General features: G+C 42.5%; 22 protein-coding genes. 4 read left to right on the top strand and 18 right to left on the bottom strand.

Annotated elements, in window-relative coordinates:
• Positions 1-20 precede the first annotated feature (20 nt).
• The 16 genes from FTT72_RS03390 to ndhC form a co-directional block, all read right to left on the bottom strand.
• Positions 21-776 carry a cold shock domain-containing protein gene (locus FTT72_RS03390; RefSeq protein WP_180177867.1) on the bottom strand — a complete coding sequence of 252 codons (756 nt, stop codon included), beginning with the start codon at positions 774-776 and terminating at the stop codon, positions 21-23.
• Positions 777-884: 108 nt separating this feature from the next.
• Positions 885-1,178 carry a cold shock domain-containing protein gene (locus FTT72_RS03385; RefSeq protein ID WP_078192288.1) on the bottom strand — a complete coding sequence of 98 codons (294 nt, stop codon included), beginning with the start codon at positions 1,176-1,178 and terminating at the stop codon, positions 885-887.
• Positions 1,179-1,263: 85 nt separating this feature from the next.
• On the bottom strand, positions 1,264-1,899 hold the full coding sequence (gene upp, locus FTT72_RS03380) for a uracil phosphoribosyltransferase (RefSeq protein WP_180009325.1): 636 nt from the start codon (positions 1,897-1,899) through the stop codon (positions 1,264-1,266).
• Between the two features lie 126 nt (positions 1,900-2,025).
• Positions 2,026-3,570: an NADH-quinone oxidoreductase subunit NuoN gene (gene nuoN / locus FTT72_RS03375; protein ID WP_078191095.1), complete on the bottom strand. Its 1,545-nt coding sequence runs from the start codon at positions 3,568-3,570 to the stop codon at positions 2,026-2,028.
• Positions 3,571-3,573: 3 nt separating this feature from the next.
• Positions 3,574-5,187 (bottom strand): NADH-quinone oxidoreductase subunit M, encoded by a 1,614-nt coding sequence (nuoM, locus tag FTT72_RS03370; RefSeq protein ID WP_078191096.1) that lies wholly within the window; start codon positions 5,185-5,187, stop codon positions 3,574-3,576.
• Position 5,188: 1 nt separating this feature from the next.
• The gene (gene nuoL, locus FTT72_RS03365) at positions 5,189-7,078 is read right to left on the bottom strand and encodes an NADH-quinone oxidoreductase subunit L (protein ID WP_078191097.1); all 1,890 of its coding nucleotides are present in this window, start codon (positions 7,076-7,078) and stop codon (positions 5,189-5,191) included.
• Entirely contained in the window at positions 7,075-7,383 is a 309-nt protein-coding gene (gene nuoK / locus FTT72_RS03360; RefSeq protein WP_067665227.1) for an NADH-quinone oxidoreductase subunit NuoK, read from the bottom strand. The genes nuoL and nuoK overlap by 4 nt, the downstream gene beginning before the upstream one ends.
• On the bottom strand, positions 7,383-7,901 hold the full coding sequence (nuoJ, locus tag FTT72_RS03355; protein ID WP_171262661.1) for an NADH-quinone oxidoreductase subunit J: 519 nt from the start codon (positions 7,899-7,901) through the stop codon (positions 7,383-7,385). The genes nuoK and nuoJ overlap by 1 nt, the downstream gene beginning before the upstream one ends.
• Positions 7,901-8,443 (bottom strand): NADH-quinone oxidoreductase subunit NuoI, encoded by a 543-nt coding sequence (gene nuoI, locus FTT72_RS03350; protein WP_078191099.1) that lies wholly within the window; start codon positions 8,441-8,443, stop codon positions 7,901-7,903. The genes nuoJ and nuoI overlap by 1 nt, the downstream gene beginning before the upstream one ends.
• Positions 8,444-8,461: 18 nt before the next feature.
• Positions 8,462-9,478, bottom strand: a complete 1,017-nt coding sequence (nuoH, locus tag FTT72_RS03345) for an NADH-quinone oxidoreductase subunit NuoH (RefSeq protein ID WP_078191100.1) — start codon at positions 9,476-9,478, stop codon at positions 8,462-8,464.
• Positions 9,479-9,481: 3 nt separating this feature from the next.
• Positions 9,482-12,160 carry an NADH-quinone oxidoreductase subunit NuoG gene (gene nuoG / locus FTT72_RS03340; RefSeq protein WP_180177866.1) on the bottom strand — a complete coding sequence of 893 codons (2,679 nt, stop codon included), beginning with the start codon at positions 12,158-12,160 and terminating at the stop codon, positions 9,482-9,484.
• 11 nt (positions 12,161-12,171) lie between these two features.
• Positions 12,172-13,503, bottom strand: a complete 1,332-nt coding sequence (gene nuoF / locus FTT72_RS03335; protein WP_111884890.1) for an NADH-quinone oxidoreductase subunit NuoF — start codon at positions 13,501-13,503, stop codon at positions 12,172-12,174.
• Positions 13,500-14,009 carry an NADH-quinone oxidoreductase subunit NuoE gene (nuoE, locus tag FTT72_RS03330; protein WP_078191103.1) on the bottom strand — a complete coding sequence of 170 codons (510 nt, stop codon included), beginning with the start codon at positions 14,007-14,009 and terminating at the stop codon, positions 13,500-13,502. Before nuoE ends, nuoF begins: the two co-directional genes overlap by 4 nt.
• Before the next feature lie 14 nt (positions 14,010-14,023).
• Positions 14,024-15,811, bottom strand: a complete 1,788-nt coding sequence (gene nuoC / locus FTT72_RS03325) for an NADH-quinone oxidoreductase subunit C/D (RefSeq protein WP_078191104.1) — start codon at positions 15,809-15,811, stop codon at positions 14,024-14,026.
• A gap of 87 nt (positions 15,812-15,898) precedes the next feature.
• Positions 15,899-16,576: an NADH-quinone oxidoreductase subunit B family protein gene (locus FTT72_RS03320; protein ID WP_078191105.1), complete on the bottom strand. Its 678-nt coding sequence runs from the start codon at positions 16,574-16,576 to the stop codon at positions 15,899-15,901.
• A gap of 6 nt (positions 16,577-16,582) precedes the next feature.
• Positions 16,583-17,131, bottom strand: a complete 549-nt coding sequence (gene ndhC, locus FTT72_RS03315) for an NADH-quinone oxidoreductase subunit A (RefSeq protein ID WP_078191106.1) — start codon at positions 17,129-17,131, stop codon at positions 16,583-16,585.
• A gap of 567 nt (positions 17,132-17,698) precedes the next feature.
• Here ndhC and FTT72_RS03310 point away from each other — a divergent pair.
• A complete protein-coding gene (locus tag FTT72_RS03310; RefSeq protein ID WP_180135552.1) occupies positions 17,699-18,055 on the top strand; it encodes a hypothetical protein in 357 nt (118 codons plus the stop codon).
• A gap of 91 nt (positions 18,056-18,146) precedes the next feature.
• Here the strand turns inward: FTT72_RS03310 and bfmS are convergent, their stop codons facing one another.
• Together bfmS and bfmR are read right to left on the bottom strand one after the other, a co-directional pair.
• Positions 18,147-19,808: a sensor histidine kinase BfmS gene (bfmS, locus tag FTT72_RS03305; protein ID WP_180039654.1), complete on the bottom strand. Its 1,662-nt coding sequence runs from the start codon at positions 19,806-19,808 to the stop codon at positions 18,147-18,149.
• Positions 19,809-19,852: 44 nt separating this feature from the next.
• Entirely contained in the window at positions 19,853-20,569 is a 717-nt protein-coding gene (gene bfmR / locus FTT72_RS03300; protein WP_067764711.1) for a response regulator transcription factor BfmR, read from the bottom strand.
• Between the two features lie 588 nt (positions 20,570-21,157).
• Here bfmR and FTT72_RS03295 point away from each other — a divergent pair.
• The 3 genes from FTT72_RS03295 to FTT72_RS03285 all read left to right on the top strand — a co-directional run bounded on the left by FTT72_RS03295 (position 21,158) and on the right by FTT72_RS03285 (position 26,461).
• Positions 21,158-23,989: a ribonucleoside-diphosphate reductase subunit alpha gene (locus tag FTT72_RS03295; protein ID WP_180177865.1), complete on the top strand. Its 2,832-nt coding sequence runs from the start codon at positions 21,158-21,160 to the stop codon at positions 23,987-23,989.
• Between the two features lie 410 nt (positions 23,990-24,399).
• A complete protein-coding gene (locus FTT72_RS03290) occupies positions 24,400-25,683 on the top strand; it encodes a ribonucleotide-diphosphate reductase subunit beta (protein ID WP_078191110.1) in 1,284 nt (427 codons plus the stop codon).
• Positions 25,684-25,852: 169 nt separating this feature from the next.
• Entirely contained in the window at positions 25,853-26,461 is a 609-nt protein-coding gene (locus tag FTT72_RS03285; protein ID WP_180004739.1) for a DUF805 domain-containing protein, read from the top strand.
• Positions 26,462-26,518: the final 57 nt, after the last annotated feature.

Below are 26,518 nucleotides of genomic sequence, written 5' to 3'. Positions count from 1 at the left end.
GCGCCTAATGGCGCTTTTTCTTATTTATTAAATTGTCGTTCGCAAGGTATTCCGTCGTTGTTTCCGTCCATTTTTGTACCTGGACAATTACGAATGAAAAACACAGCTTCATCATAAGAACGCATCTGACTACAATGTGTACGCCCATCACATTTATATTTAGCCTGCTCTGTTTTTGTGGGCGCTACAACAGTAGGTTGTTCATCTGCCTGAATCACAATTGGGTCTTTACGTAATTCACTAGAACCTGTGCCATATAGATTTTTTTCACCTTGCTCAGACAGCACCCGATCGGGCAAATCCCCCTGTGCTTTACGTTGTTCTTTTACGATGTTTTCATTTTCTTGCATGAGCTGTTGTAAATGTAGCTGCTTCTGTTCTTGGTACTGCTGATATTTCCCATATACAGCCACAGCTAATACTACAATTACAATGAGTCCAATCATGCTGAAGATTTTACTGCCCCAGACTGTGCCTTTGGCTGTATCGTGAGGAGTAGCTTGGTCATTCACTCGATCCGACCTTGATTCAAATGACGGATTTATCTGTTCATGAGTGGACTGCTCTTTTTTCAAATCTAAACGGATGATATTTACCGCTTTAAATTTACCTTGATCTGCTTCAATCCTATATTTGAGATTTTCTCCAACACGTGGTTCGATGTATCGGCTAGGAAAATCACGAATATGAAAAAATAAATCCTTTGCTTGATCTTGTTGTATAAATCCAAAGCCGCGCTCAACGTTATAGCTTTTGATTTTCCCCTCTTTAAACATAAAAATTGTCTCTCATCTTTTCTTTTAATACTCTTATGATAATAAAAAAAGAGACCCTATAGACCTCTTTTTCAATTTCAAAGATTTCCATGAAATCTTACAATCACATTATTTACGCAAATTCGAAAGCAAAGCTGAAGTAATTGACTGGTTATTTGCCACTACTTTAGATTTTTTAGCTTTTGCAGATTTGTCTTCTTCACGCTCAATGTTTATGGCTTTATAACGATCACCATTTTTCACCACATTAAATTTCACACGATCATTACGTTTTGGTTCGACACCATCTGCGGGAAAGTCAGAGATATGGAAAAATACATCACCTTCTTCGCATGAAAGAAAGCCAAAGCCCTTTTCAGGATTGTACTGTTTAACTTTACCTTTATATTGTTCGGACTTCATAAAGTACCCTATTCCATTTATGCCAATGTCTTTAGTATATAAAAAAGAGGCTATAAAAGCCCCTTTTCTGTTCATGATGCAAAAATTATTCTTTTTGAACTGAACCGAAAATTTTATCGCCTGCATCGCCAAGACCAGGAACGATATAACCGTTTTCATTTAAACCTTGGTCTACAGATGCTGTATAAATGGTCACATCTGGGTGAGCTTCATTCACACGTTTAATGCCTTCTGGAGCTGCTACAAGCACCATGACACGAATATCTTTACAACCACTGGCTTTTAGAACGTCAATAGCAGCGACGAGCGATGAACCTGTTGCAAGCATTGGGTCAATAATCATGGCTAAACGGTTTTGTACGTCTGGTACTAATTTTTTGTAGTAAGTACGCGCTTCTAAAGTTTCTTCGTCACGCTCTAAACCCAATACAGATACTTTTGCACTTGGAATCAGGTTTAAGAAACCATCCAACATACCAATACCTGCACGTAAAATCGGTACGACTGTTATTTTTTTACCGGCAATACGATCTACAGTTACTTTACCATTCCAACCATCAATTTCATGATCGACCATTGGTAAATCTTTCGTTGCTTCATAAGTCAGAAGCATAGTCACTTCTTGAGCAAGCTCACGGAAGTTTTTAGTACTAATATCTGCACGACGAAGTAAGCCGAGTTTATGTCGAATAAGCGGATGACGGATTTCATGGATAGCCACGGGAGAACACCTAAAAGGTTAAGATAAAATTTCAACCATTATAAAGCTATTTAACAAATGATAAAAATAAAAAAGCCCCCTTTACAGGAGGCTTTTTTGTAATAAGCAAATTAATTGCTTAATTCATTAGTTAAAACCACTCTGAATTAAGCTAAAAATGAACTGTTGTAATTCAGGTGAAATCGCAAAGTATGCCACTTGAGATACTGCAATGATTGGATCTGGATATACACCGATCAACAACACAAGTGCAGCTGCGCCAAGCACCATAATACCACCCACTTTTTGACCCCAATGATCGACAGCATCGATACGTGGGTTTTCCGGTGGAGTCATGTACATCACAATCATCACACGTAGGTAGTAGTACAAACCGATACCTGAACCAAGGATCACCATCGCAGCTAAGAACCATGAACCACCAGCAACCGCTGTTTTGATCACAAGGAACTTACCAATAAAGCCAGCTGTTAATGGGATACCTGCAAGAGATAACATCATGACAGTCAGTGTTGCAGTCAACACTGGACGACGCCAGAACAAACCACGGTACTCCGCAAGGCTACCTGCTTCGTCTTTGTTGTTGTAAGGGCTAGACATCAGTGTCACAACACCGAACGCACCAATCGTTGTTAATACATAAGTAATCACATAGACGTTGACGCTGCTGAATGTTGCAAAGCCTTGTACTTGAACAAAGTCAGTATTACGTGCACTGACAATCGCAACAAGTAAGTAACCAAAGTGAGCGATTGAAGAGTATGCAAGGATACGTTTCAAGTTCACTTGACGTACTGCTAGTAAGTTACCCGCAAGGATAGACAATACTGCAATGATGGTCACGATCGTGATGAAGCTGTCAGAAAGGATTAAGCCAGAAGCCAAGAAGTAACGAACGAATAGACCGATCATTGCCACTTTAGCCACAGTCGCTAAGAATGTCGCGATTGGCGCTGGCGCACCTGCATACACGTCTGGTGTCCATTTGTGGAATGGCGCAAGAGACAATTTAAATGCAACAGCAAAAACAATCAGTGCAAGACCAAGGACTACACCCGGTTGGCTGAATGTTGTGAACATTTTGCCTGGTTCAGCAACGAATGCCATTGTACCTGTGTACGCATATACATAAGCCATACCCATCAACAACATCGCAGAAGCAGTTGCTGAAAGCACCAAGTATTTCACACCCGCTTCAAGCGACTGTGAACGTTGGTGTGTATAAGCCAATAGGCCGTATACAGGAATCGACATTAACTCAAGACTGATAAAGAAAGACGCATAGTGCGAACTTGCAACCATTAACAATGCACCTGTTACAGAGCACAGCATCAAGATATAAAGTTCTTCACGGTTATCTTTATAGGTTTCGATATACGCATGTGACAATGTGCAGCAAGCAAGTGCTGCAATCAAAATCACGAATTGGTACAACATCGTAAATGGATCTACGATGAACAAATTCATTACGTTTGCAGGTGCATACTGCCCTGCAACGAAAACAAAAATAATATAAAAGGCTGCAAGGTTCAGACCGATAACGGAAGTCGTTGCAACTAAATTGTGGTTACGCTTGATTGCAATTAGCAACATCACGACGATCGCAGTTAAAGCCACGATCATCACAGGAGCTAATGGCATAAGCTCAGAAAATGACATTGTGAAGTCCATGGCTTATTGCATCTCCACATTTTCAGGTTGTACAGCAATCTGCTGCACAACATCAACGACTTCTTGAACTGGAATATAGCTATTTGCAATCCACGCCATGCTTGAATTTGAAATATCAAGGAAGGTTTGTGGGAATAGACCAAGCCATACTAGACCAAGAGCACAGATTAAAAGAATCACAACTTCACGCGCATTTAAGTCTTTCAACGGATTTGCGTAATGCTGTTTTTGTTCTTCGTTTGGTGTACCAAACAACGCTTTGTGGATCAGGATTAAACCGTAAAGGCCGGCAAATACTAAGCTTACTGCAGCAAGGATTGTGTACACAGGGAACTTGTCATAAGAACCCATCAAGATCAGGAATTCACCGATGAAGTTACCTAGACCCGGAATACCTACAAGTGCCGCAACAAAGAACATTAAGAAGAATGAAAGGTATTGGAACTGACCACGAATACCGCCCATCAAACGCATGTCACGTGTATGCAGACGTTCGTAAACCTGACCACACATAATGAACAATGCGGCAGAAGATAGACCGTGAGCCAGCATCATAATCATTAAGCCTTGGAATGTCAGGATGTTACCTGCATACAAAGCAAGAAGTACGAAGCCCATGTGCGAAATAGATGTGTACGCAAGCAGACGTTTCATGTCTGTTTGTTGGAATGCACACCATGCACCGTAGAAAATACCGATTAGACCAAGAATGATCGCGATGTCAGCAAACTGAGCAGATGCTACTGGGAAGAATGGAATAACGAAACGTAAAAGACCATAAGCCGCAGTTTTAATCAAGATACCTGCAAGGTCGACAGAACCCGCTGTAGGTGCTTGCGCATGTGCATCTGGTAACCAGCCGTGTAAAGGGAAAACTGGAAGTTTTACCGCAAAACCAATGAACATACAGATCATGAATGCATACGCAAGTGCTGGAGCTTTCGCCTCAACAGTGTGTGCAACACTCATCAAGAAGTCATAGTTAAAGCTGATTTGACCGTGAAGTTGGAAGCCAACAACCACTAGACCCAAGATACCGATCAACATGATCAGACCCGCAACCTGAGTATAGATAAAGAATTTAGTTGCAGCGTAAACGCGTGACTTACCTTCTGCCCCTTTATGACCCCAAAGTGCGATCAAGAAGTAGATTGGTACCAGCATCATCTCCCAGAAGAAGAAGAATAGGAACATGTCAATTGCTAAGAATACACCGATCACACCACCTAAAGACCACAGTAGGTTTAAGTGGAAGAAACCAACGTTCTTTTGAATCTCACCCCATGAACAGCCAACTGCAAGTACACCCAGTAATGCAGTTAAACCCACCATAAGCAGTGAAAGACCATCCACCGCAAGGTGAATGTTAATCCCTAAAGTGGTAATCCACGGTAGGTTAAATTGAGCAGCCCACTGTGGAGCTTGCGTACCCAACTCGTAGTTATAAGTACCGCTTTGCCATAAAACGACGGTTAACACCAACGTTAATAGCATACCAATTAAGGCAATATAGCGTGGTAAGTGCTTGTCGAGTTTATCGACAAGCCAGCATACAAAACCTGCAATGAACGGAATAAGGATCAGAGCGGGTAGAATTAAATTGTTTGGAGTTTCCATTTTATTTCCCCACGACCTGAATCACGACCAGGATCAATAGTAATGCAAACGTACCGAATGCCATACTAGATGCGTATTCACGCAATGAACCTGTTTGACGTGAACTTGTAAAGCTATTACCGCCTTTAACAAGTGCAGGCAATACAAGCCATAAGCCGTCAATTGGATCACGACCAAAGATTTTAGCCAGTAGTAAATAAGGCTTAACGAAAACAATGTTGTACAAAGCATCGAAACCAAGTGCATTACGACAGATATTTGCAAGACCCGCGCCCAGTGAAGTTTTCGCGAACGATTTCACTGCACCATAAGCAAAGGCAAATAACACCACACCTACTGCAAGACCCGCAAGTGCAATACCAACAGCTGTGTATTCAGCGCTATGCATACCGTGTTCTAGTGCTTCTGGAATATTAAATGCTGGGATTTGTGCAGCATTTAAAATATTCGTTACTGGTGCTTTTAAGACATAAGCTAAACCAGTTGAAAGCACTGCAAGAATCGCCAATGGACCCCAGTAAGTTACACCTTTGATTTCATGGTAAGGCGTGTTTTCTTTACCAAAGAATACAACCCAAATAAGACGGAATGTATAAATTGAAGTTAAGAACGCACCTGCTACGCCAGTCCAGTACAAGCAGTCATAAACTGCAATCGCTTGACCTTTCACCCATACCGCACCAAGAATCGCATCTTTCGAGAAGAAGCCGATCGTGATGAATGGAATCGCTGCCAATGCACCACCACCAATCGCGAAACAAGCAAACAAGAATTTGTTTTTGTGGAATAGACCACCCATCTTGAAGATGTTTTGTTCGTGATGGTAAGCCAAAATCACTGCACCAGAAGACAAGAATAATAATGCCTTGAAGAATGCGTGAGTCAGCATGTGGAATAGACCAGCTTGGTAAGCTTCAGCACCTACAGCCATAAACATATAACCCAACTGACTCATAGTAGAGTAAGCCAAAATACGTTTGATGTCTGTTTGTACCAATGCAGCAAAGCCTGCTACTAACAATGTCACTGCACCCGTGATTGAGATGAACATCATCACTTCTGGCGCTTGTTCAAACACGCTGAACATACGGCTACATAGGTAAACACCCGCCGTTACCATTGTTGCTGCGTGAATCAATGCAGATACTGGTGTAGGACCAGCCATCGCATCTGCCAACCATGTTTGTAATGGGATCTGAGCAGATTTACCTGCAGCACCCAAGAACAACATCAATGCAGTCCAAATCGCAATCGAAGAACTCTGAGCCAAAACTGTTGGCGCAGCAGCTACAACTTCTGCAATGTTTAAAGTGCCGAATTGTTGGTAGATCAAGAACAATGCGATCAGTAGGAATACGTCACCCACACGTGTCACAGTGAATGCTTTAATAGCAGCAAAACCGTTTGCAGGTGTTTGGTAGTAGTAACCAATCAATAGGTATGAACATAGACCTACACCTTCCCAACCCAAGAATAACAATGCTAAGTTGTCACCCAACACTAAAAGCAGCATGCTTGCTACGAATAGGTTGAAGTATGAGAAGAAACGTGCAAAGTCTTCTTCGCCACGCATGTACCATGTTGCAAAGATGTGAATTAAGAAACCCACACCTGTAATCATGCCCATCATCAATAATGATAAGCCATCTAAATGAAGCGTGAAGCCCGGTGCTAAGTTACCTGCACTGAACCAAGTCCAAAGATGCTGAGTTGTTGCAACTGAACCATTATTAACAAAGTCGATACCGGCAATTAATGCAAATAAAGCTGAAAGACCAACTGAACCTGCACCAATAATTGCAGCAACTGATTCAGGAAGGTTTTTACGACCTGCCGCCAACAGGATAAAACCAATTAGCGGGAAAAGTACTGTTAAATATAAATAACTCATCCGCGCATCTCACTAGCAGCATCCACATCCAGATGATGGAAGCGATGATAGAACTGAAGGACGATCGCAAGACCGATACACGCCTCTGCTGCAGCAAGCGTTAAGATCAAGATAAACATCACTTGACCATCTGGCTGTGCCCATGCGCTTCCTGCCAAAACGAACGCTAAAGCAGCAGCGTTCATCATGATTTCAAGGCTCATTAAAATAAATAGTAGGTTGCGTCGAACCATCACACCGTAAAAACCCAGTGCAAAAAGAATGGTTGCAACGATCAAACCATGTTCTAAAGGGATGTTGCCCATTATTCTTTGTCCTCTTCTGCACCTGGCTCACGTTTGCCAAGATGGAATGCAGCGACAAGTGCGCCAAGCAATAACATCGCAGCAACTTCAACCAGCAATAAGTACTGAGTAAAGAGTGAAGTACCCACTTCTTTCGGACCGACAACTTGAGCACCCATGACAGTGCCAGCAGTTGTGTAGTCTGACTTCAACATCCAAACAAGGATTAGACCCATTAGAAAGCTCATCAACGCAGGATATGCCCACGCTGAAGAAGTCAGCCATTTGCTTTCTTGTTCAACAGTATTTTGACCAAGATTCAGCATCATCACGACGAATACGAATAGCACCATAATTGCGCCAGCGTAAACGATAATTTCGAGGGCACCGGCAAACGGCGCACCCACGATCATGAAGATACCTGCAACTGCAAGTAAAGAGATAATCAAGCTTAATAAAGCATGTACTGGGTTCGTGTTAGTTACAACACGAACGGTAGAGACGATGGCCACAAGCGCCATCAAATAAAATGGCCACATCATGGTAATAGACTCCGTACATCAACTGGTGTGCTTTCGCGTTGAGCCTGACCTTTATCTTTACCAGCAACAGCCATACCTGTTACGCGGTAGAAGTTATAGTCTGGGTATTTACCAGGACCTGAGATAAGAAGGTTTTCTTTCTCATATACTAAGTCCTGACGAACATACTCACCTAACTCAAAGTCAGGTGTCATTTGAATCGCAGTCGTAGGACATGCTTCTTCACACATACCGCAGAAAATACAACGTGAGAAGTTGATACGGAAAAATTCCGGATACCAACGACCATCTTCTTTTTCAGCTTTTTGTAGTGAAATACAGCCGACTGGACATGCAACCGCACAAAGGTTACATGCTACACAGCGCTCTTCGCCATCAGGGTCACGCGTTAACACGATACGACCACGGAAACGTGGTGGTACGATGTCTTCCGCTTTAACCTCTGGATATAAAATGGTGTCACGTTTACGTGTCGCGTGTGAGAATACCATCCACAACGAACGTACAATTGACCCAAATCCAGCTAGAAATTTAAACATTTTATTCTCCCTGCTGTCTTAGGCCTGATTCATCAGAATCACAGCACCAGTTACCAGAAGGTTAACCAACGCCAATGGCAAGCAAATTTTCCAACCAAAGTTCATGACTTGGTCATAACGTGGACGCATTAAAGAACCACGAGCCAAGACAAACATCATTACAAAGAATGCTGTTTTAATAATGAACCAGAACGCAGCTGGAATGAATGGAATATCTAGGTTGAAAGGCGCTAACCAACCACCGAAGAATAAAGTCACGATTAATGCAGAGATCAGTACGACGTTGACGTATTCCGCAACGAAGAACATACCCCATTTCATACCGCCGTATTCGACATGGTAACCTTCCGCCAATTCTTGTTCTGCTTCTGGTTGGTCAAATGGATGACGGTGAGTTACCGCAACACCCGCAACCACGAAGATCAAGAAACCTAAGAACTGAGGAATAACAAACCAAACATCACGTTGAGCTTCAACAATTTCACGCATGTTGAATGAGCCTGCAATCGCAACCACACCCATCAATGAAATACCCAAGAACACTTCATAAGAAATGGTTTGAGCAGCAGAACGTAAACCACCAAGTAATGCGTATTTGTTATTTGATGACCAACCACCGAACAATACTGCGTATACCGCAATACCAGCCATTGCCATAAAGAACAATAGACCGATACTCATGTCTGAAACACCTAGATAAGGTGAAACAGGAATAACCATGAACGATAGCACTGCAGTTGCCATCGCAACTGCTGGAGCCATACGGAAAGTCAATTTGTCAGCAAATTTTGGTGTCCAGTCTTCTTTGAACATGATTTTCAGCATGTCGGCAACAATCTGGAACATACCGCCCGGACCTACACGGTTCGGACCGTAACGGTCTTGCCACAAGCCGAGTAAACGACGTTCAATAAAAGACATCAACGCAGCGATCAATACCACAACCAGTAAGATCACAATTGCTTGAAGAACTGAATAGGCGATTGGCCAGTTTTCAGCCCACAGCGGCGTTTGACGGATTAATTCTTGTTCCATGAATTACACTCCTACCGCGACTGAAACAGGTTCTGCAAGCGATACTGTAGGTGCTAGACCCACTGGGTAACCGATATAACCTGTAGGTAAGTATTCAATCACTTGAACTGGAAGGACGATTTCAGCATCCCCTGCTTTCACAGCGATACGTTGACCATCTTGAACATTTAAGCGTGCTGCATCTTGTTCACCCACAGCAAACATTGCTTCAGGAATACGTGATTCCATCGCAGGTGTTTTCACTGTAAATTCACCAGAAGCGAAGATGTGATGCATCGGTACAAGACGGAAGCTTTCACCATTAACCGCAACAGGTGCAGGTGCAACGAAAGTACGTGCTGGACGTTTCGCTAAACGATCGAATAAACGAACGCCTGCATCACCACCTTTTAAGTGACCACCCACGTTGTCTTGGAATTTGTTCCAAGCTTGTGGAGAGTTCCAACCTGCAGACCAAGCAAATGGTACAAGTGAAGCTGGAGTTTGGTTACCTACATAACCTTCCATAGAGAACGTCAACGCAGAGTCTTTATCGACTGGTTGTTTTGGTTCATGAATAGAAAGTGGTGCGCGCATTGCCGTACGACCTGAGTAACGACGTGGTTCACGTGCCACTTTCAGACCATGTACACGGAAGCCAGCATCTGGTGCGACATCTTGAATCGCTTCAAGTGCAGGAACGTTTTTCGCCACTGACTCGATCACGTCATCAAGAAGTGTCCAAGAAATGGCTTTGCCTTTCACGCCAGTTTCAATGGCATGTAACCAGCGCCAAGATTCTTTGATCGCAAGTTCAGGTTTATAGTAGCTTGGGTCATACACTTGGTAGAAACGTTGTGCACGGCCTTCTTGAGAGACAACAGTACCGTCACCTTCAGCAAATGAAGCAGCAGAAAGTACGATGTTGGCTTTCTTCACAGTTTCAGTTTCAGAATGATCAAGTACAATCACTTCTTTACCAGAAAGTGCAGCATTCACCTGAGCGGCTGGTAAACGACGATATAGGTCATTTTCCACCACGATCACGGTATCGTAATCTTGTGCGAATGCTTGTTCTAAGCTTTGACCACCAAAGATCGCTAAGCCCATTGAGTTCACTTCAGGAACAGTCAGTGTTAAGCCCGCATTACCAAGGTTCTGTGCAACTTGTGCAGCAGCTTCCATGATTGATGCGTCTTGTAAGCTTGTACCCGAGATGATTAATGGTTTTTTCGCAGCTTTTAAAGTGTCCGCAATAGTTTGTGCAAATGCTTTTGCATCGTCATCTAAACCTAAGATCACTTCACCTTTCACAGCAGCAGCGACCGCAAAACCTAAACGTGCAATGTCGTTAGGTGATGCAACAACTTCACCTGTTGCAACATCAGCTAAACGTGTTTGAGTTGCAGCAAGGATGTAAATCGGAGATTTGGCATCTTGAGCAATACGTTGTACAGGTTCAGCCAACCACTCTTGCGTACGGCGCTCTGCAGCCATTTCTTTAGCTTTATTTTTCGCAGCTTGGCGAACAGATAGAGCCATACGAGGCGCAGTTTGAGTCAGATCTTCACCCAAAATCAACACAGCATCGTAGCTTTCGATTTCACGCATACCAGGGTTATAAACACCTTCGGTTTGCATAATAGAAGCTGCAAGTTCAACAAGTTTTTGCTCTTTTTGAGACATACCCGTTGAGAAGTTGTCTTGACCTACAAGTTCGCGAAGCGCGAAGTTTGATTCAAGTGATGCACGTGGTGAACCGATACCCAATACTTTTTTGCCTTGGATATTTTCAATTACGGTATCCAATGCTTGGTCTACAGAAACTGTAGTTACATTTGCACCAGAACGGAATTGTGGTTGACGTGGACGATCTTCACGGTTCACATAACCTGTACCGAAACGACCTTTATCGCAAAGGAAGTATTGGTTCACGTCACCGTTAAAGCGGTTTTCTACACGACGTAGTTCGCCATAACGTTCACCTGGAGAGATGTTACAACCTGAAGAACAGCCTTGGCATACGCTTGGCGCATACTGCATGTCCCATTTACGGTTATAGCGTTCAGAGTGAGTTTTATCTGTGAATACACCTGTTGGGCACACTTCAGTCAAGTTACCAGAGAATTCAGATTCTAAAGTACCTGATTCTGGACGACCAAAGTAAACACGCGAAGCGTTTGCATACACACCAAAGTCTGTACCACCTGCATAATCTTTGTAGTAACGCACACAACGGTAGCACGCAATACAACGGTTCATTTCATGAGAAATGAAAGAGCCTAGCTCTTGGTTGTAATGCGTACGTTTTGTGAAGCGGTAACGACGACGGTCATGCTGAGTCATTACAGTCATATCTTGTAAATGACAATGACCACCCTCTTCACAGACTGGGCAGTCGTGTGGGTGGTTGGTCATCAAGAATTCAACAACAGAAGCACGGAAATTTTTTGCTTCGTCATCTTCAATCGAGATGTAGGTATTGTCAGATGCAGGCGTCATACATGACATAACTAAACGACCGCGAGTATCTTCAGGATTCGCGTATTGAGTCACAGCACATTGACGGCAAGAACCGACAGAACCTAAGGATGGATGCCAACAAAAGTATGGGATGTCGATGCCAAGGCTAAGACATGCTTGTAGCAAGTTCTCTGAGCCGTTGACTTCATACGATTTTCCATCGACATGAATTGTAGCCATAGTCGAATTCCTTAAGCTTGTTCTACGTTGCTAGTTTGAGCTGCCGCATTTACGACTTTAGCTTCAAACTCGCCACGGAAATGTTTGAGTGCGCCCATTAACGGTTCCATCGCACCTGGAGCATGCGCACAGAAAGTTTTACCAATCCAAAGCTTACGAGTAAGTTCTTGTAAGTGATCGATATCTTCTTTCTTACCTGTGCCATCTTCCAAGGCTTTAAGCGCTTTCACCGCCCAAGGTAAGCCATCACGGCAAGGTGTACACCAGCCACATGATTCACGCGCAAAGAATTCTTCGAGGTTACGAGTCGCTGAAACCATACATTGAGTTTCATCAACCACCATCAATAGACAGGTACCTAAACGTGAACCTGCTTTCATGATGCTTTCAGCATCCATAGGAAGGTCAATATGTTCAGCAGCAAGGAAGTCTGTAGAAGCACCACCCGGTAACCATGCTTTGAGTTTTAAACCATCACGCATACCACCCGCATGATCTTCAATCACTTCACGCGCAGTTGTACCAAATGGAAGTTCCCAAAGACCTGGGAATTTTACTTTGCCTGAAGCGCCATAAATTTTAGTACCTGGATCTTTCGACTTACCTTCAGATAAACCGATATACCATTCAGGACCACGAAGCATAATTGCGGGTAAGTTGTTGTAAGTCTCTACGTTGTTAACAATCGTAGGACGACCCCAAGCACCTGCAACTTGTGGGAATGGCGGTTTAGTACGAGGGTTCGCACGGCGACCTTCAAGCGAGTTAATCAATGCAGTTTCTTCACCACAGATATAACGACCCGCACCGGTATGCACGTGTAACTCGAAGTTCCAACCTGTACCTAAGATGTTTTCACCCAAGTAACCTTTGGCACGAATTTGGTCCAATGCTTCATTTAAGTATTGAGCCGCTTCGATGTATTCACCACGGATGAAGATATAACCCTGTGTTGCTTCTAATGTATAAGCAGCAATCAACATACCTTCGATCAACTGATGAGGAAGTTTTTCCATCAACAGACGGTCTTTGAAGGTACCAGGTTCCATTTCATCGGCATTACAGATGAGGTAACGAGGACCTGAGTTATCATTTGGTGCCATAAGCGACCATTTGATCCCTGCTGGGAAGCCCGCACCACCACGACCTTTTACAGTCGCAGCTTTGATTACTTCAAGAACTTCTTTCGGTTGCATGCCAACAGCTTTCTTAAAGCCAGCATAACCTTCAAGTGCTTCGTAATCATCTGCACTGCGTACGTGTTCCTGTTTGCTCAAACGCCAAGTTAATGGGTGAGTTTCTGGGTTACCGTCGCCATAAATTGGTTTTGGTTCAGTATTCATACATACTTCTCCAATAACTGTTTAATTGAAGTCACTTCAACTAGACCGTGAGTGTCTTCGTCAATCATTAACGTCGGACCTTTGTCACAGTTACCTAGGCAGCAAATTGGCAATAAAGTAAAGCGACCATCTGCAGTCGTTTGACCAAATGAAATGCCTAATTCACGCTGGAATGCTTCAGCAAGTGTTTCCGCGCCCATCAAGAAGCAAGCAATCGAGTCACATAATAAAATTACGTGGCGACCAACTGGTTGACGGTAAATACGGTTATAGAAAGTAGCAACACCTTCTAGGTCTGCAAGGCTCATGCTAAGCAATTGAGCAATAGCATTCATCTGTGCATCATCTACCCAGCCATTACGGCGTTGTACACACTTCAACGCATCAAGACATGCTGCGCGTGGGTACGGATAGTGACCAATGTGATGTTCGATATCGTGGATTTCTTCCGCAGTTAAAATCCCTTCAACGTTCACACGTGGTTTTTTGTCAGTCAAAATCATCATAATGCGATTACCCCTTAGCGATCCACGTCAGCCATTACGACGTCAATTGTCGCTAAATAAATGATTAAGTCAGACATTAAGCTGCCGTTAATCACAGAAGGCATTTGCTGTAAGTGCGTGAAGGTTGGTGTACGGATACGTGTACGGTAACTCATCGTTGACTTATCTGAAGTCAAGTAGTAGTTCGACGCACCTTTTACCACTTCCGCCATTACAGAGCTTTCGCCTGCTGGCATTACAGGACCCCATGACACGCTCAAGAAGTGCGTAATCAATGTTTCGATGTCTTGTAAAGTTTTATCTTTTGGTGGTGGAACAGCCAATGGATGGTCTGCTTTGTATGCACCAGAAGGCATGTTGTCTAAACATTGTTTGATGATTTTCAGTGATTCTTCAATTTCACGGAAGTGAACAAGAACACGTGCATAAGCATCGCCTTCGTACTCTAAAGGCACATCGAAGTCGTAGTTTTCGTAGCCGCTATACGGACGATATTTACGAACGTCGAAGTCGATACCTGTAGCACGTAGGCCTGTACCTGTTACACCCCAAGCCAATGCTGATTTTGCATCATACTGAGCAACATTACGGGTACGACCGATAAACACTGAGTTTTTCAGTGCCGCAGTGTAGTACTCGTTCATACGCTTCGGCATCCAATCTAGGATTTCGCGAATGAGGTGCTGCCAGTTGTTTGGCAAGTCGTGCGCTGTACCCCCGATACGGAACCATGCTGGGTGCATACGGTAACCCGTGATCGCTTCGATCGCGTCATAGATTTTTTGACGGTCAGCGAACATATAGAATACTGGGGTCATACCGCCAGCATCCTGAATCGCAGTACCAATGAACAATAAGTGGTTATTGATACGGAACAATTCAGACATCATGACACGGATACATTGTGCACGATCAGGAACGGTAATCCCTGCCATTTGCTCTACGCCAAGAACGTAAGGCATGTTTTGCGCACAACCACCTAAGTAGTCAACACGGTCTGTATATGGAATGAATGAGTGCCATGTTTGACGCTCAGCCATTTTTTCCACTCCACGGTGGTGATAGCCGATGTCAGGAACACAGTCTTTCACTTCTTCACCGTCCAACTGCAAGATTACACGGAAGGCACCGTGCGCAGATGGATGGTTAGGACCCAAGTTTAGGAACATGAAGTCTTCATCATCGTTCCCACGCTTCATACCCCAATCTTCAGGTACGAAACGAAGATGTTCTTGTTCGTAATCCTGTTTCGCTTGGTTTTGGCGATAAGGCGTGTATTCAGTCGCACGTGCAGAATATTCTTTACGTAACGGGTGACCTTCCCAATATGTTGGCAACAAGATACGACGGAGCATTGGATGCCCTTCGAAGTTGATACCAAACATGTCGTAAGCTTCACGCTCGTACCAGTTGGCATTCGGCCAAATATTGGTTGCCGTTGGAATGTTTACATCATTCTCAGCTAATGCAACCTTGATACGAATATCACTGTTACGCTCTAACGATAACAAGTGATAGAACACAGTGAAGTCAGATGCAGGCAGACCATCGCGGTGTGTACGTAAACGCTCATCAACCGCAGACAAGTCAAACAGCATCACGTATGGACGTGACACCGTACGCAAGAACATTAAAACTTCTTGTACACGTGCGCGCTCAACCCAGACTGTTGGAAAGTCTTCAAAAGTCGTTTGCACGTAGAAGTTCTCACCAAATTTGGTTTTGAGCTCTTCTACAATTGCAAATGCAGGGCGGGAATCAACTGGAGTTGATTCTGGCATAGCAATGTCAGTTTCAGCCATTGGCTTGGCTTCCTATTTAATACAAATTCAGTCAATCAAAACGACAATTACACCCAGTCCGGGTGTATCAATATTTCGTCGCAGTGATTATTTAATTTCATCCATTGAGCGTAAGTTTTTCACTGCAATACGCTGTGCGTTCTTACGGTCACGTTCTGGCATCATCTTTGGCTTATACACTGGCTTAAGATCATCACCAATCACGGCCGATAAAGGACGGCGCTCAAGTTGAATCTGGTCTTGCAATAACATCAATGCCTGAATTAAAGCTTCAGGACGTGGTGGGCAACCCGGGATATACACATCGACAGGGATGATTTTATCCACACCTTGTACAACTGAATAAATGTCGTACATACCACCAGAGTTTGCACATGCGCCCATTGAGATTACCCATTTAGGCTCAAGCATTTGCTCGTACAAACGTTGAATTACAGGCGCCATTTTCATGAAGCATGTACCTGCAACAATCATCAAGTCAGCCTGACGTGGTGAAGCACGAATAACCTCGGCACCGAAACGTGACAAGTCATGCACGCCTGTTAAAGTCGTTGCATACTCTACGTAGCAGCAAGATGTACCAAAGTTAAACGGCCAAACTGAGTTTTTACGACCCCAGTTTACTGCTGTATGTGCAACATCCTCTAAACGAGTCATGAACACATTTTTATTCACTTCTTCTTCAAGCGGATCGGTAACGATTTGACGCTCTTGAAGTGGATATTGATCAGCATCCGGATTCGCACGGGTTAATGTATATTTCATCCCGTCTTACTCCTTGTCAGATGATGCAGTCGGTGACTTAGATTTCACACGACCAGATGATTGCGCTGGAATTTGACCTGTAGGGTCCATAACCAACTCTTCAATAGAGTTAAAGCGTGTGATTTCTGCGATGTCCATATTTGGTGAACCAATTTTCAACGCTTTACCTGCAGCTTTACGCTTATCAGAAGGCGCCCAATCTAATGCACCTACTTTTACCGCGTAAATTAAAGCAATCAATAAATCGACCACAAAAATAACCACGGTAGTAAAACCAAACCAGCCTGCTTCACGAACAGAAGTAGACCATGCATATAGATAAAGTGCTTCGATATCAAACACGACGAAGAAAATTGCAACTAAATAGAATTTCGCAGACAAGCGAATACGTGCACCACCAGCACCTACTACACCTGACTCAAACTGCTCTTGCTTAGCACGACCCCATGATTTACCCCCAAGGAGTAAAGGGACGGTCAGCATAAAGACGCAAAGAAATGTAACGCCGATCACGAAGGCAATAATTGCCCAATCGTATGGAGTAATGGCACTCATGCGGGGATAACTCCTGGCAGGCCTATTTATTAACAAAGAATGTATGTATTGGCCTTCAAATACACCAAACACAAAATTAATCCCGCCAATTGTACCTGATTGAGGAGGCTTCTTGCTAGCTTATCGGTATTCGTCTTTAGGATGATTTTTTAATCATTTCAGCATTTAAATTGGGTTTACTCCCTTAAAATTAGGATTAATCGCTTAATTAGATTAGATCGTATTTTTTTATTAATTATTACATTTATGTGATTTTATCAGAAAATTATGACTGTTCAGTTTTATGAACAAACCCCTCATTTCTCAACATACACAGCAAATTTGCCGCATTTTTATCAACTGTGTCATTTATTAAATAAATACTCCCCCACCTCAACTTTGTTGTTTGTTTATTCACCTCCTCTGATTTTGGTCTGTTCTTAAAATAAAAACCGAGCTGTATTGATTCTATGTAAAAAGGCATTTTTTTAGCTTCTTGTGGCTTTTTTGCAATTCTTTGACACGACCTATAAAGAGTGTGATATTTGTAGTTAAAACACAAAAAGCAATCACAACGGAGAGACAATAATGACTTTAGAATTTACGCATAAACCTGATTATTTTCTATCTGCGCAATTGGTGATTCACCATATTAAAAACTACTTAGATAAGCATCCTGATGCTCAAAATGCCATTTTTGATTTACGTGATATCTATGAGTTATTACGTCAAGATTTAGCTTCTGCAACCACCAACCTTAGCGGGATTATGAATATTGTAGATGAATATAAACTTGAAACCCTAAACGGCGACCAAAAACTCATTAGCAATTATTCTATCGATGCTAAAAACAACTCTTTACTCATCGATTTCAATGCAGATGCCCTTGCTGCTCTGAAAAATGGCAAACCCATTATTGAACCTGATGCAACGATTACCGAATAAGTAAAAACCTGATAAAAAAAGCCATTCAAATTGAATGGCTTTTTATATGTACCACTCGCTAAATACAGCTGAGTTAGATTTCTTAGGCTGTTTAGCTTTCATTGGCACTAAGCTCTTTACCATCTAGCTTCGGCTTATTCTTCTTAAAACGTGTCGCAGGCCATGTCATGGTAAAACGCGCCCCACCCAATGTTGGACTTCCATCAATACCAACTGTTCCACCAAACCAATAAGCAATACGGCTAACAATCGATAAACCTAAACCATAGCCCCCTGAAGCACGGGTACGACTATCATCTAAGCGTGCAAAGGCATCAAAAATACGCTTACGATCTTCTTCTGGAATGCCGGGGCCATCATCTTCAACACAGATATAGGCCATGCCTTCATCATTCACACCACCACTGATCAGCACTTTATCATCACAATAACGCACTGCATTACCCACCAAGTTTTGTACAACGCGATGTAAATAGCGACGCTCGGTTTCCACAATCACCCCAATCGGTGGTGCTTGCAATTCCAAGGTTTTCCCTGTCTTTAAGGCTTCGGTTTCAATCAAGACCTGATCTAAAACTTCAAACAAGCTGACATCTTCAAACTCTAAAGATGGCATGCCCTGTTCGAGCTTGGCATAAGTCATGATCTCATCAATCAAGGTATTGAGAGCTTCGATATCTTTGTCGATTTGTTCAACTTGCTGCTGACGGTAGTCGTAGTCGTCTTCATCCGCCATCATTTCTACACCAAAGCGAATCCGCGCCACAGGTGTTCGCAGTTCATGCGATACCGCGCGCATCAACTCACGCTGTGCTTCAATTAAACGTTCAATATGATCTGACATTGAGTTATAGCTCGATGCCAAGGTACCAAATTCATCGGTACTTTCGACAGGCAGACGTACAGATAAGTCCCCGCCCTTCATTTTATTTAACGCATAATTTACAGCACGCAGCTTACGTTGCATCGGCACCAATAGACCATAAACACCCAAGCTCAAGACAAACAAGCTCAGTAGCGTAATACCGGCTGCCAACTGAAAAGGCATCCAATTGAATAGCGGTACCGGCCCCATAACCAAGACTTCTGAAGTTGAGCTTGGAATTGGCGATACGATCGAAATGGTCGTGCCGCGTTCCGTCGCACTGTCACGATACAAAATAATACTGTGATCTAAACGTAGCCGGCCGATTTGCTCAGAATCTAAAGGCAAACTCTGAACATTTTGAATTGAAATTGGATATGAAAAATGATGCTGAATTTTTTCAAGATATTGTTTTTCTTGACCTGGGTAATAAACCAAATAATCCAGTATAAAGACAGGCAACGCCTTCATTTGGCGTTCTGAAATATTATCAGCTTTTATATACAGTAGATGTGCAGGATCATCTTTTAAACCAATAATAATATAAGCTGCTGTGGTTTGTGCGTCCCAACGCACTACAGCTTTACGCTCTTCTATACGTTTTGTTTCCGCTCGGGTTAAATCAACCTGATTAGCTTTTACATAATAAATAGGCAACTCAAGTAGATCAGATGCATCTGACACCCAATCTGACTTTTGTTGTTCATTTGGCTGACGTGCAATACCTTCACTTATAATGAAAGCCAAACCGTCAGTAAGCGATTCACGATATTCTTGCGCGCGCTGGTAGTTAATGATTTGCACCAGCAAATAGCCAAATGTAGCGACTAAAAAGACTAAAATCAGTAGCCCCGCATAAACGCGCAAAAATATACTGTGTTTAAACACGTAAAAGTGTCCTACTTTGCCAAACTAAGGGACGGTATTTTACATTAAATGCCGTTGGTTTCTTTTACGAATAAATAACCTTTACTACGTACGGTCTTAATGCGTTTCGGGTTTTCTGGATCATCGCCAATTTTTGGACGAATTCGCGAGATACGCACGTCAATTGAACGATCTTGACCATCGTATTCAATACCACGCAGACGCTCAAAAATATCTTCACGAGAAAGAATGCGACCTGCATTAGATGCCAACAACCATAAAAGGTCATATTCTGCACTGGTAAAGTCAACCAACTCATTATTGAGTGTGACAGAACGACCACCATTATCAATTACAAGATCATCAAATTCGATGCGCTGTGCAACCTCATCTTCTGGTGCTTTGTCTGTACGACGTAATAATGCACGAATACGCGCAAGTAAAACGCGAGGTTGAACAGGTTTTGCAACATAATCATCTGCACCCATTTCTAGACCCAACACTTGGTCCATGTCTTCGGTACGTGCAGTCAACATTAAAATTGGTTGATGGTAGTGTGGACGAACTTCACGACAAATGGTTAAACCATCGGCACCCGGAAGCATCACGTCGAGTAATACCATATCTGGTTGTTCAGCGATAATACGGCGAATCGCACGATTACCGTCTGGTTCTACCCCAACTTCAAGTCCGTTACGGATTAAGTATTCTTGAGTTAAACGAGCAAGACGCTCATCGTCTTCAACAATTAAAATTTTAGGTAACTTTTCTTCTTGGCTCATTGATTGCCCCTTATTTGATTGGGCGTATCCTATTTGAAATCCGATAGATACGCTTAAACATAGTTTGCAATATACACACGTTTACATTGTAAACAAGATGGCATTCACGAAACTGATACATCAATATCGTATTTTGTAATAAATTTTAACCTGCTACATTTTTGCAGCCGTATTTACCAATCATTTCCATGCCCTATTGCTCACAATACCAACAATTATAAATTTGGATACATTTTCATCGAATAAAAACTGACTGATTAATTCACAACTTTTTAGGCTTTCTGAAGTTATCCACAATGTTATCTATAAGCACTCTTTTTCGACTTTGCTATGCTATGCCCTTGTCGGATAAGGCATATATAACAAAGATAAAAAATAGGGATTTTTTGAGATGGATTTCTGCCAGAAAAGTTCAAAGCATTTAGTAAAATGTCAATATTGATATACCCTGAATTTTCCCGTATCTTGTGTTCAATAAATTTTTAAACCACTAGGTCTTGTGTTTAAACCTCAAACACTGTGGCATAAAAATTGCCCAGTTCAAACGGTCCTAACATAAAAATAGATGACAAATGGAGCTATGCTAGCATGAGCGTAACGAATTCAACCCCTGGTCAAATTCAGGTGATTAAACGCACCGGTGACGTTGCACCTTTTGATGCAGAAAAAATCTCTGTGGCGATTGGTAAAGCGTTCTTGGCCGTTGAAGGCCAGCAAAGCGCTGACTCCAGCCGTATTCATGACCGTATCTCTCAATTAACTGAGATGGTATTGAATACCTTTAACCGTCGCTTACCTTCTGGCGGTACCATTCATATTGAAGAAATTCAGGATCAGGTTGAACTTGCGCTTATGCGTACAGGTGAGCAAAAAGTTGCTCGCTCTTACGTGATTTACCGCGAACAACGTGCCGAAGCTCGTAAACAAACTGGTGCTCACCACCACCCTACTTTACAAGTGACAGGTTCAAACGGTCAGCTTAAACCGCTTGATCTTGGCGCACTTGAGGCAAATATTGTTAAAGCAGCTGAAGGTTTAGAAGGCATCGATGTTCGAGCGATTATCGATGAGACTGTAAAAAACCTTTATAACGGCGTAAAAGAGTCAGACATCTCAACGACCATGATGATGGCTACTCGTACACGTATCGAACAAGAACCAAACTATACATATGTGACTGCGCGTTTATTGCGTAATGACCTTGTTGCTACAGGTTTAGAGTTCTTAGGTTTAGATACTGACACGAATGAAGGCGACGCTTTAGAAACTTTCTTGAAGAAAGGTATCGAGCTTGATCTTCTTTCTCCAGAACTACTTAACTTTGACCTTGCAAAATTGGCTGCTGCGATTCAACCAGAACGCTCAAACCAATTTACTTATTTAGGTCTACAAACCTTATTTGACCGTTACTTCATCCACTCAGATGGCGTACGTTTCGAATTACCACAATTATTCTTCATGCGTGTTTCAATGGGTCTTTCATTGAACGAAGAAAACCGTGAAGAACGTGCAATCGAATTCTATAACTTATTGTCTAGCTTCGATTACATGGCGTCTACGCCTACTCTATTTAACTCTGGTACTTTACGTCCACAGTTATCTAGCTGTTACTTAACAACGATTTCAGATGACCTTTACAACATTTATGGCGCAATGCGTGATAACGCAATGTTGTCTAAATGGGCAGGTGGTTTAGGTAATGACTGGACGCCTGTTCGTGCGCTTAACTCGTACATCAAAGGTACGAATGGTAAGTCACAAGGTGTTGTACCGTTCCTTAAAGTTGCCAACGATACTGCTGTTGCAGTCAACCAAGGTGGTAAACGTAAAGGTGCAGTATGTGCATACCTTGAAACTTGGCACTTGGACATCGAAGAATTCCTAGAACTTCGTAAGAACACAGGTGATGACCGTCGTCGTACCCATGACATGAACACAGCAAACTGGGTTCCAGACTTGTTCATGCAACGTGTATTTGAAGATGGCGACTGGACATTGTTCACACCTTCTGAAACGCCTGATCTACATGATTTAACTGGTGCAGAATTCGCTGAGCGTTATGCTTACTACGAAGGCATTGCTAAAGAAAACAACATGCTGCACAAAGTGATTCGTGCAAAAGATTTGTGGCGCAAAATGCTGTCTATGTTGTTTGAAACTGGTCACCCTTGGATCACATTCAAAGACGTATGTAACTTACGTTCACCACAACAACACGTTGGTGTAGTTCACTCTTCTAACTTGTGTACAGAAATTACGCTGAACACTAACGAAGATGAAATCGCAGTATGTAACTTAGGTTCAATCAACCTTGTACAACACGTTCAAGGTGGTGTTTTAGATCGTGAAAAGCTTGCTCGTACAGTAAAAACTGCTGTTCGTATGCTCGACAACGTGATTGACATCAACTACTACGCTGTTCCTCAAGCGCGTAACTCGAACTTGAAACACCGTCCAGTGGGTATGGGTATCATGGGCTTCCAAGATGCTTTATACGAAATGAAATTGGCTTATGGTTCTGATGCTGCGGTTGAGTTCGCTGACGAATCTATGGAAGTGATTTCTTACTACGCGATTCAAACATCTAGCGACTTGGCACTTGAACGTGGTACTTACGAGACATTTAAAGGTTCACTTTGGGATCAAGGTATCTTGCCAATTGACTCTTTAGATATCGTACAAAAAGCACGTCCTGACCGTATGTTCGAAGTTGACCGTACAACACGTTTGGACTGGGATACTTTACGTACTAAAGTTCAAAAAGACGGTATGCGTAACTCAAACGTGATGGCGATTGCACCGACTGCAACCATTTCGAACATTTGTGGCGTGTCTCAATCAATCGAACCAACTTTCCAAAACTTGTATGTGAAATCTAACCTTTCTGGTGAATTCACAGTGATCAACCCGTACCTAGTACGTGCGTTAAAAGATCGCGGTCTTTGGGATTCTGTAATGGTGAACGACCTGAAACACTTCGAAGGTTCGGTTCAAAAAATTGCACGTATTCCTGAAGAGCTTAAAGCAATCTTCGCGACTGCGTTCGAAGTTGAGCCACGTTGGATTGTTGATGCTGCATCACGTCGTCAAAAATGGATCGACCAAGCTCAGTCTCTTAACCTTTACATCTCTGGTGCAAACGGTAAGAAACTTGATATGACGTACAAAATGGCATGGTTACGTGGTCTAAAAACGACTTACTACCTACGTGCATTGGGTGCGACTTCTGCTGAGAAATCAACCATTAACACTGGTGCATTGAACGCGGTTAAGCCTGCTACTGTTGCTGCACCTGTAACTGCTGTTGCGAAAGAAGAACCTAAAGCTGAAGTTGCTGCTGAAGAAGAAGGTTTTGGTCAAGCAGCTCCAGTGCCAATGGCATGTTCAATTGACAACCCTGATTGTGAGGCTTGTCAATAATCTGACAGGTTTTAATCCCCCTAAATCCCCCTTTGTAAAGGGGGACTTCCTAAAACCCTTTTGGATTCAAGGAAGCCCCTCTTTTTTAAAGAGGGGTTTGGGGAGATTTAAAAATTAAAAATAAATAAAGGAATCCACCATGCCACATATGACGCATAACTATCAGTTAGGGTTAATTGCCTTGGTGGTTTCCTTTATTTTGACTTTTTATGTCCCGATCGCCTATTTCTGGTTCAAGGCATATAAATCGCGTAATCAAAATAAGTAGTGGGGATATTTGCTCTACCGAACAATTTTAGAGCAGTGATCGACAAAACTTAATTTTGCTTACACAAATTGAGCGTATAGTAGGACATCTCAGCGACGCTGGATGTCTATAAAAGATATAAAGCAACGAAGAGAGAACTGTTATGTCTATCCTAAGTTGGGACGATTTCGAAGATGATGAACCGAAACAAGCTGCACAAGCTCACCAGCCTGCGCCCGTCGAACCGCAAAAAACGACTGATTCGCAAGTGGTATCTAATGCACAGCACTCATCGCCGAATTTGGCAGCTGCACAACCCGCTCGAACCAGTACAAATCGACCAACAGATCCAACCGATCCGTTGGCAAGAGCATCTAACGCTCTAGAAAATCTAGACGTTGCACCTGGCTTAGAAGAGCTAGAAATGGGTGCTCAGCGTGTTCAAGTTGACGATAAAGCGATGATCAACTGCCGCGCTGACTTAAACCAACTTGTACCGTTTAAATACGAATGGGCTTGGCAAAAATATCTAGACGGTTGTGCAAACCACTGGATGCCGCAAGAAGTGAACATGAACCATGACATCGCACTTTGGAAGTCTGAAAATGGCTTAACCGAAGATGAGCGTACCATTGTTATGCGTTCTTTAGGTTTCTTCTCGACTGCGGATTCTTTGGTTGCAAACAACTTGGTTCTTGCAATCTACCGTCACATTACCAACCCTGAATGCCGTCAGTACATTTTACGTCAATCATTTGAAGAAGCGATTCACACGCACGCTTACCAATACTGTATCGAATCTTTAGGCATGGACGAAGGCGAAGTCTTCAACATGTACCGTGAAATTCCTTCAGTGGCTCGTAAAGCGGCATGGGGCCTAAAATATACACAATCTTTAAGTGATCCTACTTTCAAAACAGGTACACCTGAAAACGACCAAATCTTGCTTCGCAACTTGATCGCGTTCTACTGCGTACTTGAAGGTATCTTCTTCTACTGTGGTTTCAGCCAAATCTTGTCTATGGGTCGTCGTAACAAGATGAATGGTGTTGCTGAGCAATTCCAATACATCTTACGTGATGAATCTATGCACTTGAACTTTGGTATCGACATGATCAACCAAATCAAGATCGAGAACCCTCACCTATGGACTGCTGAGTTCCAAGAAGAAATCATTCAAATGATTCTTGAAGGTACAATGCTTGAAATCGAATATGCACGTGACACTATGCCACGCGGTGTATTGGGTATGAATGCAGGCATGATGGAAGAATACTTGAAGTTCATCTGTAACCGTCGTTTGAGCCAATTAGGCTTACCTGAACAATTTGCTGGTGTGAATAACCCATTCCAGTGGATGTCAGAAATGATGGACTTACGTAAAGAGAAGAACTTCTTTGAAACTCGCGTAACGGATTACCAAACTGGTGGCGCGTTAAGCTGGTAATAAATTTTTCAGCGAAATATCAAAAGCGGAACCAAGTGTTCCGCTTTTTTTATGAAGAATTTCATTCACCCAAGCAAATCTATGCATTTAATTTAATTCATATTCTGCTAATATAAAACGGTATAAAAATACATTAATTAATAAAAATCACATAATAAAAGAGGACAGAATGAAAGGTCAGATATTAGATTATTCAGTACAAACCAATTCAGGCATCATCAGTGGAGATGATCAAAACCGTTATGAGTTTACAGGTGCAGAATGGCGTGGCCAAAACTCACCTAAACGTGGCGATCATGTAGATTTCGATATCAGTCCCGAAGGTCAAGCGGTTCAAGTATTCAATGCACTTGGCAGCAGTAATCCTATTCAACAAATTTCACAGCACCTCGATAAAATTTCAAACCAAGACCAAGCTGAATCAAAATTCAACATGATTGATTGGTTTGTCAAATGTCTAAAAAATTATGCCAACTTTACTGGACGTGCACGCCGTAAAGAATATTGGTTTTTTGTTTTGGTCTATCTTATCGCAATGATTATTACTCTGATTGTCGATTCAGTGCTTAGAACCAGAGGAATATTCACAGGTATTTTCATCTTAGCAATGGTTATTCCGTCCCTTTCTGTTGCAGTACGTCGTTTACATGATATTAATAAATCTGGTTGGTATTGGTTAATACAAATGATTCCGCTCGTTGGACCAATTCTGGTTCTAATTTGGCTTGCAACAGAAACCAAACCTGAAGTAAACCAATGGGGACAACCTGCCAAATAAATAAAAAATCGTGGCTACTATTTATGTAGCCACCCTATCTACAGCACATTAACTCAG

This window comes from Acinetobacter sp. YH01005, from assembly GCF_013420465.1.
Classification (GTDB): Bacteria; Pseudomonadota; Gammaproteobacteria; order Pseudomonadales; family Moraxellaceae; genus Acinetobacter; species Acinetobacter amyesii.
The sequence above is the reverse complement of the archived record's forward strand: the minus strand, read 5'-3'. Positions and strand labels throughout refer to the sequence as shown.

What these genes read in the sequence shown, in the direction of transcription:
- FTT72_RS03390 (WP_180177867.1), bottom strand. Translation starts at nt 776, where the DNA reads ATGTTTAAAGAGGGGAAAATCAAAAGCTATAACGTTGAGCGCGGCTTT.
- FTT72_RS03385 (WP_078192288.1), bottom strand. Translation starts at nt 1,178, where the DNA reads ATGAAGTCCGAACAATATAAAGGTAAAGTTAAACAGTACAATCCTGAA.
- nuoN (WP_078191095.1), bottom strand. Translation starts at nt 3,570, where the DNA reads ATGGACTTCACAATGTCATTTTCTGAGCTTATGCCATTAGCTCCTGTG.
- nuoM (WP_078191096.1), bottom strand. Translation starts at nt 5,187, where the DNA reads ATGGAAACTCCAAACAATTTAATTCTACCCGCTCTGATCCTTATTCCG.
- nuoL (WP_078191097.1), bottom strand. Translation starts at nt 7,078, where the DNA reads ATGAGTTATTTATATTTAACAGTACTTTTCCCGCTAATTGGTTTTATC.
- nuoK (WP_067665227.1), bottom strand. Translation starts at nt 7,383, where the DNA reads ATGGGCAACATCCCTTTAGAACATGGTTTGATCGTTGCAACCATTCTT.
- nuoJ (WP_171262661.1), bottom strand. Translation starts at nt 7,901, where the DNA reads ATGTGGCCATTTTATTTGATGGCGCTTGTGGCCATCGTCTCTACCGTT.
- nuoI (WP_078191099.1), bottom strand. Translation starts at nt 8,443, where the DNA reads ATGTTTAAATTTCTAGCTGGATTTGGGTCAATTGTACGTTCGTTGTGG.
- nuoH (WP_078191100.1), bottom strand. Translation starts at nt 9,478, where the DNA reads ATGGAACAAGAATTAATCCGTCAAACGCCGCTGTGGGCTGAAAACTGG.
- nuoG (WP_180177866.1), bottom strand. Translation starts at nt 12,160, where the DNA reads ATGGCTACAATTCATGTCGATGGAAAATCGTATGAAGTCAACGGCTCA.
- nuoF (WP_111884890.1), bottom strand. Translation starts at nt 13,503, where the DNA reads ATGAATACTGAACCAAAACCAATTTATGGCGACGGTAACCCAGAAACT.
- nuoE (WP_078191103.1), bottom strand. Translation starts at nt 14,009, where the DNA reads ATGATGATTTTGACTGACAAAAAACCACGTGTGAACGTTGAAGGGATT.
- nuoC (WP_078191104.1), bottom strand. Translation starts at nt 15,811, where the DNA reads ATGGCTGAAACTGACATTGCTATGCCAGAATCAACTCCAGTTGATTCC.
- FTT72_RS03320 (WP_078191105.1), bottom strand. Translation starts at nt 16,576, where the DNA reads ATGAAATATACATTAACCCGTGCGAATCCGGATGCTGATCAATATCCA.
- ndhC (WP_078191106.1), bottom strand. Translation starts at nt 17,131, where the DNA reads ATGAGTGCCATTACTCCATACGATTGGGCAATTATTGCCTTCGTGATC.
- FTT72_RS03310 (WP_180135552.1), top strand. Translation starts at nt 17,699, where the DNA reads ATGACTTTAGAATTTACGCATAAACCTGATTATTTTCTATCTGCGCAA.
- bfmR (WP_067764711.1), bottom strand. Translation starts at nt 20,569, where the DNA reads ATGAGCCAAGAAGAAAAGTTACCTAAAATTTTAATTGTTGAAGACGAT.
- FTT72_RS03295 (WP_180177865.1), top strand. Translation starts at nt 21,158, where the DNA reads ATGAGCGTAACGAATTCAACCCCTGGTCAAATTCAGGTGATTAAACGC.
- FTT72_RS03290 (WP_078191110.1), top strand. Translation starts at nt 24,400, where the DNA reads ATGTCTATCCTAAGTTGGGACGATTTCGAAGATGATGAACCGAAACAA.
- FTT72_RS03285 (WP_180004739.1), top strand. Translation starts at nt 25,853, where the DNA reads ATGAAAGGTCAGATATTAGATTATTCAGTACAAACCAATTCAGGCATC.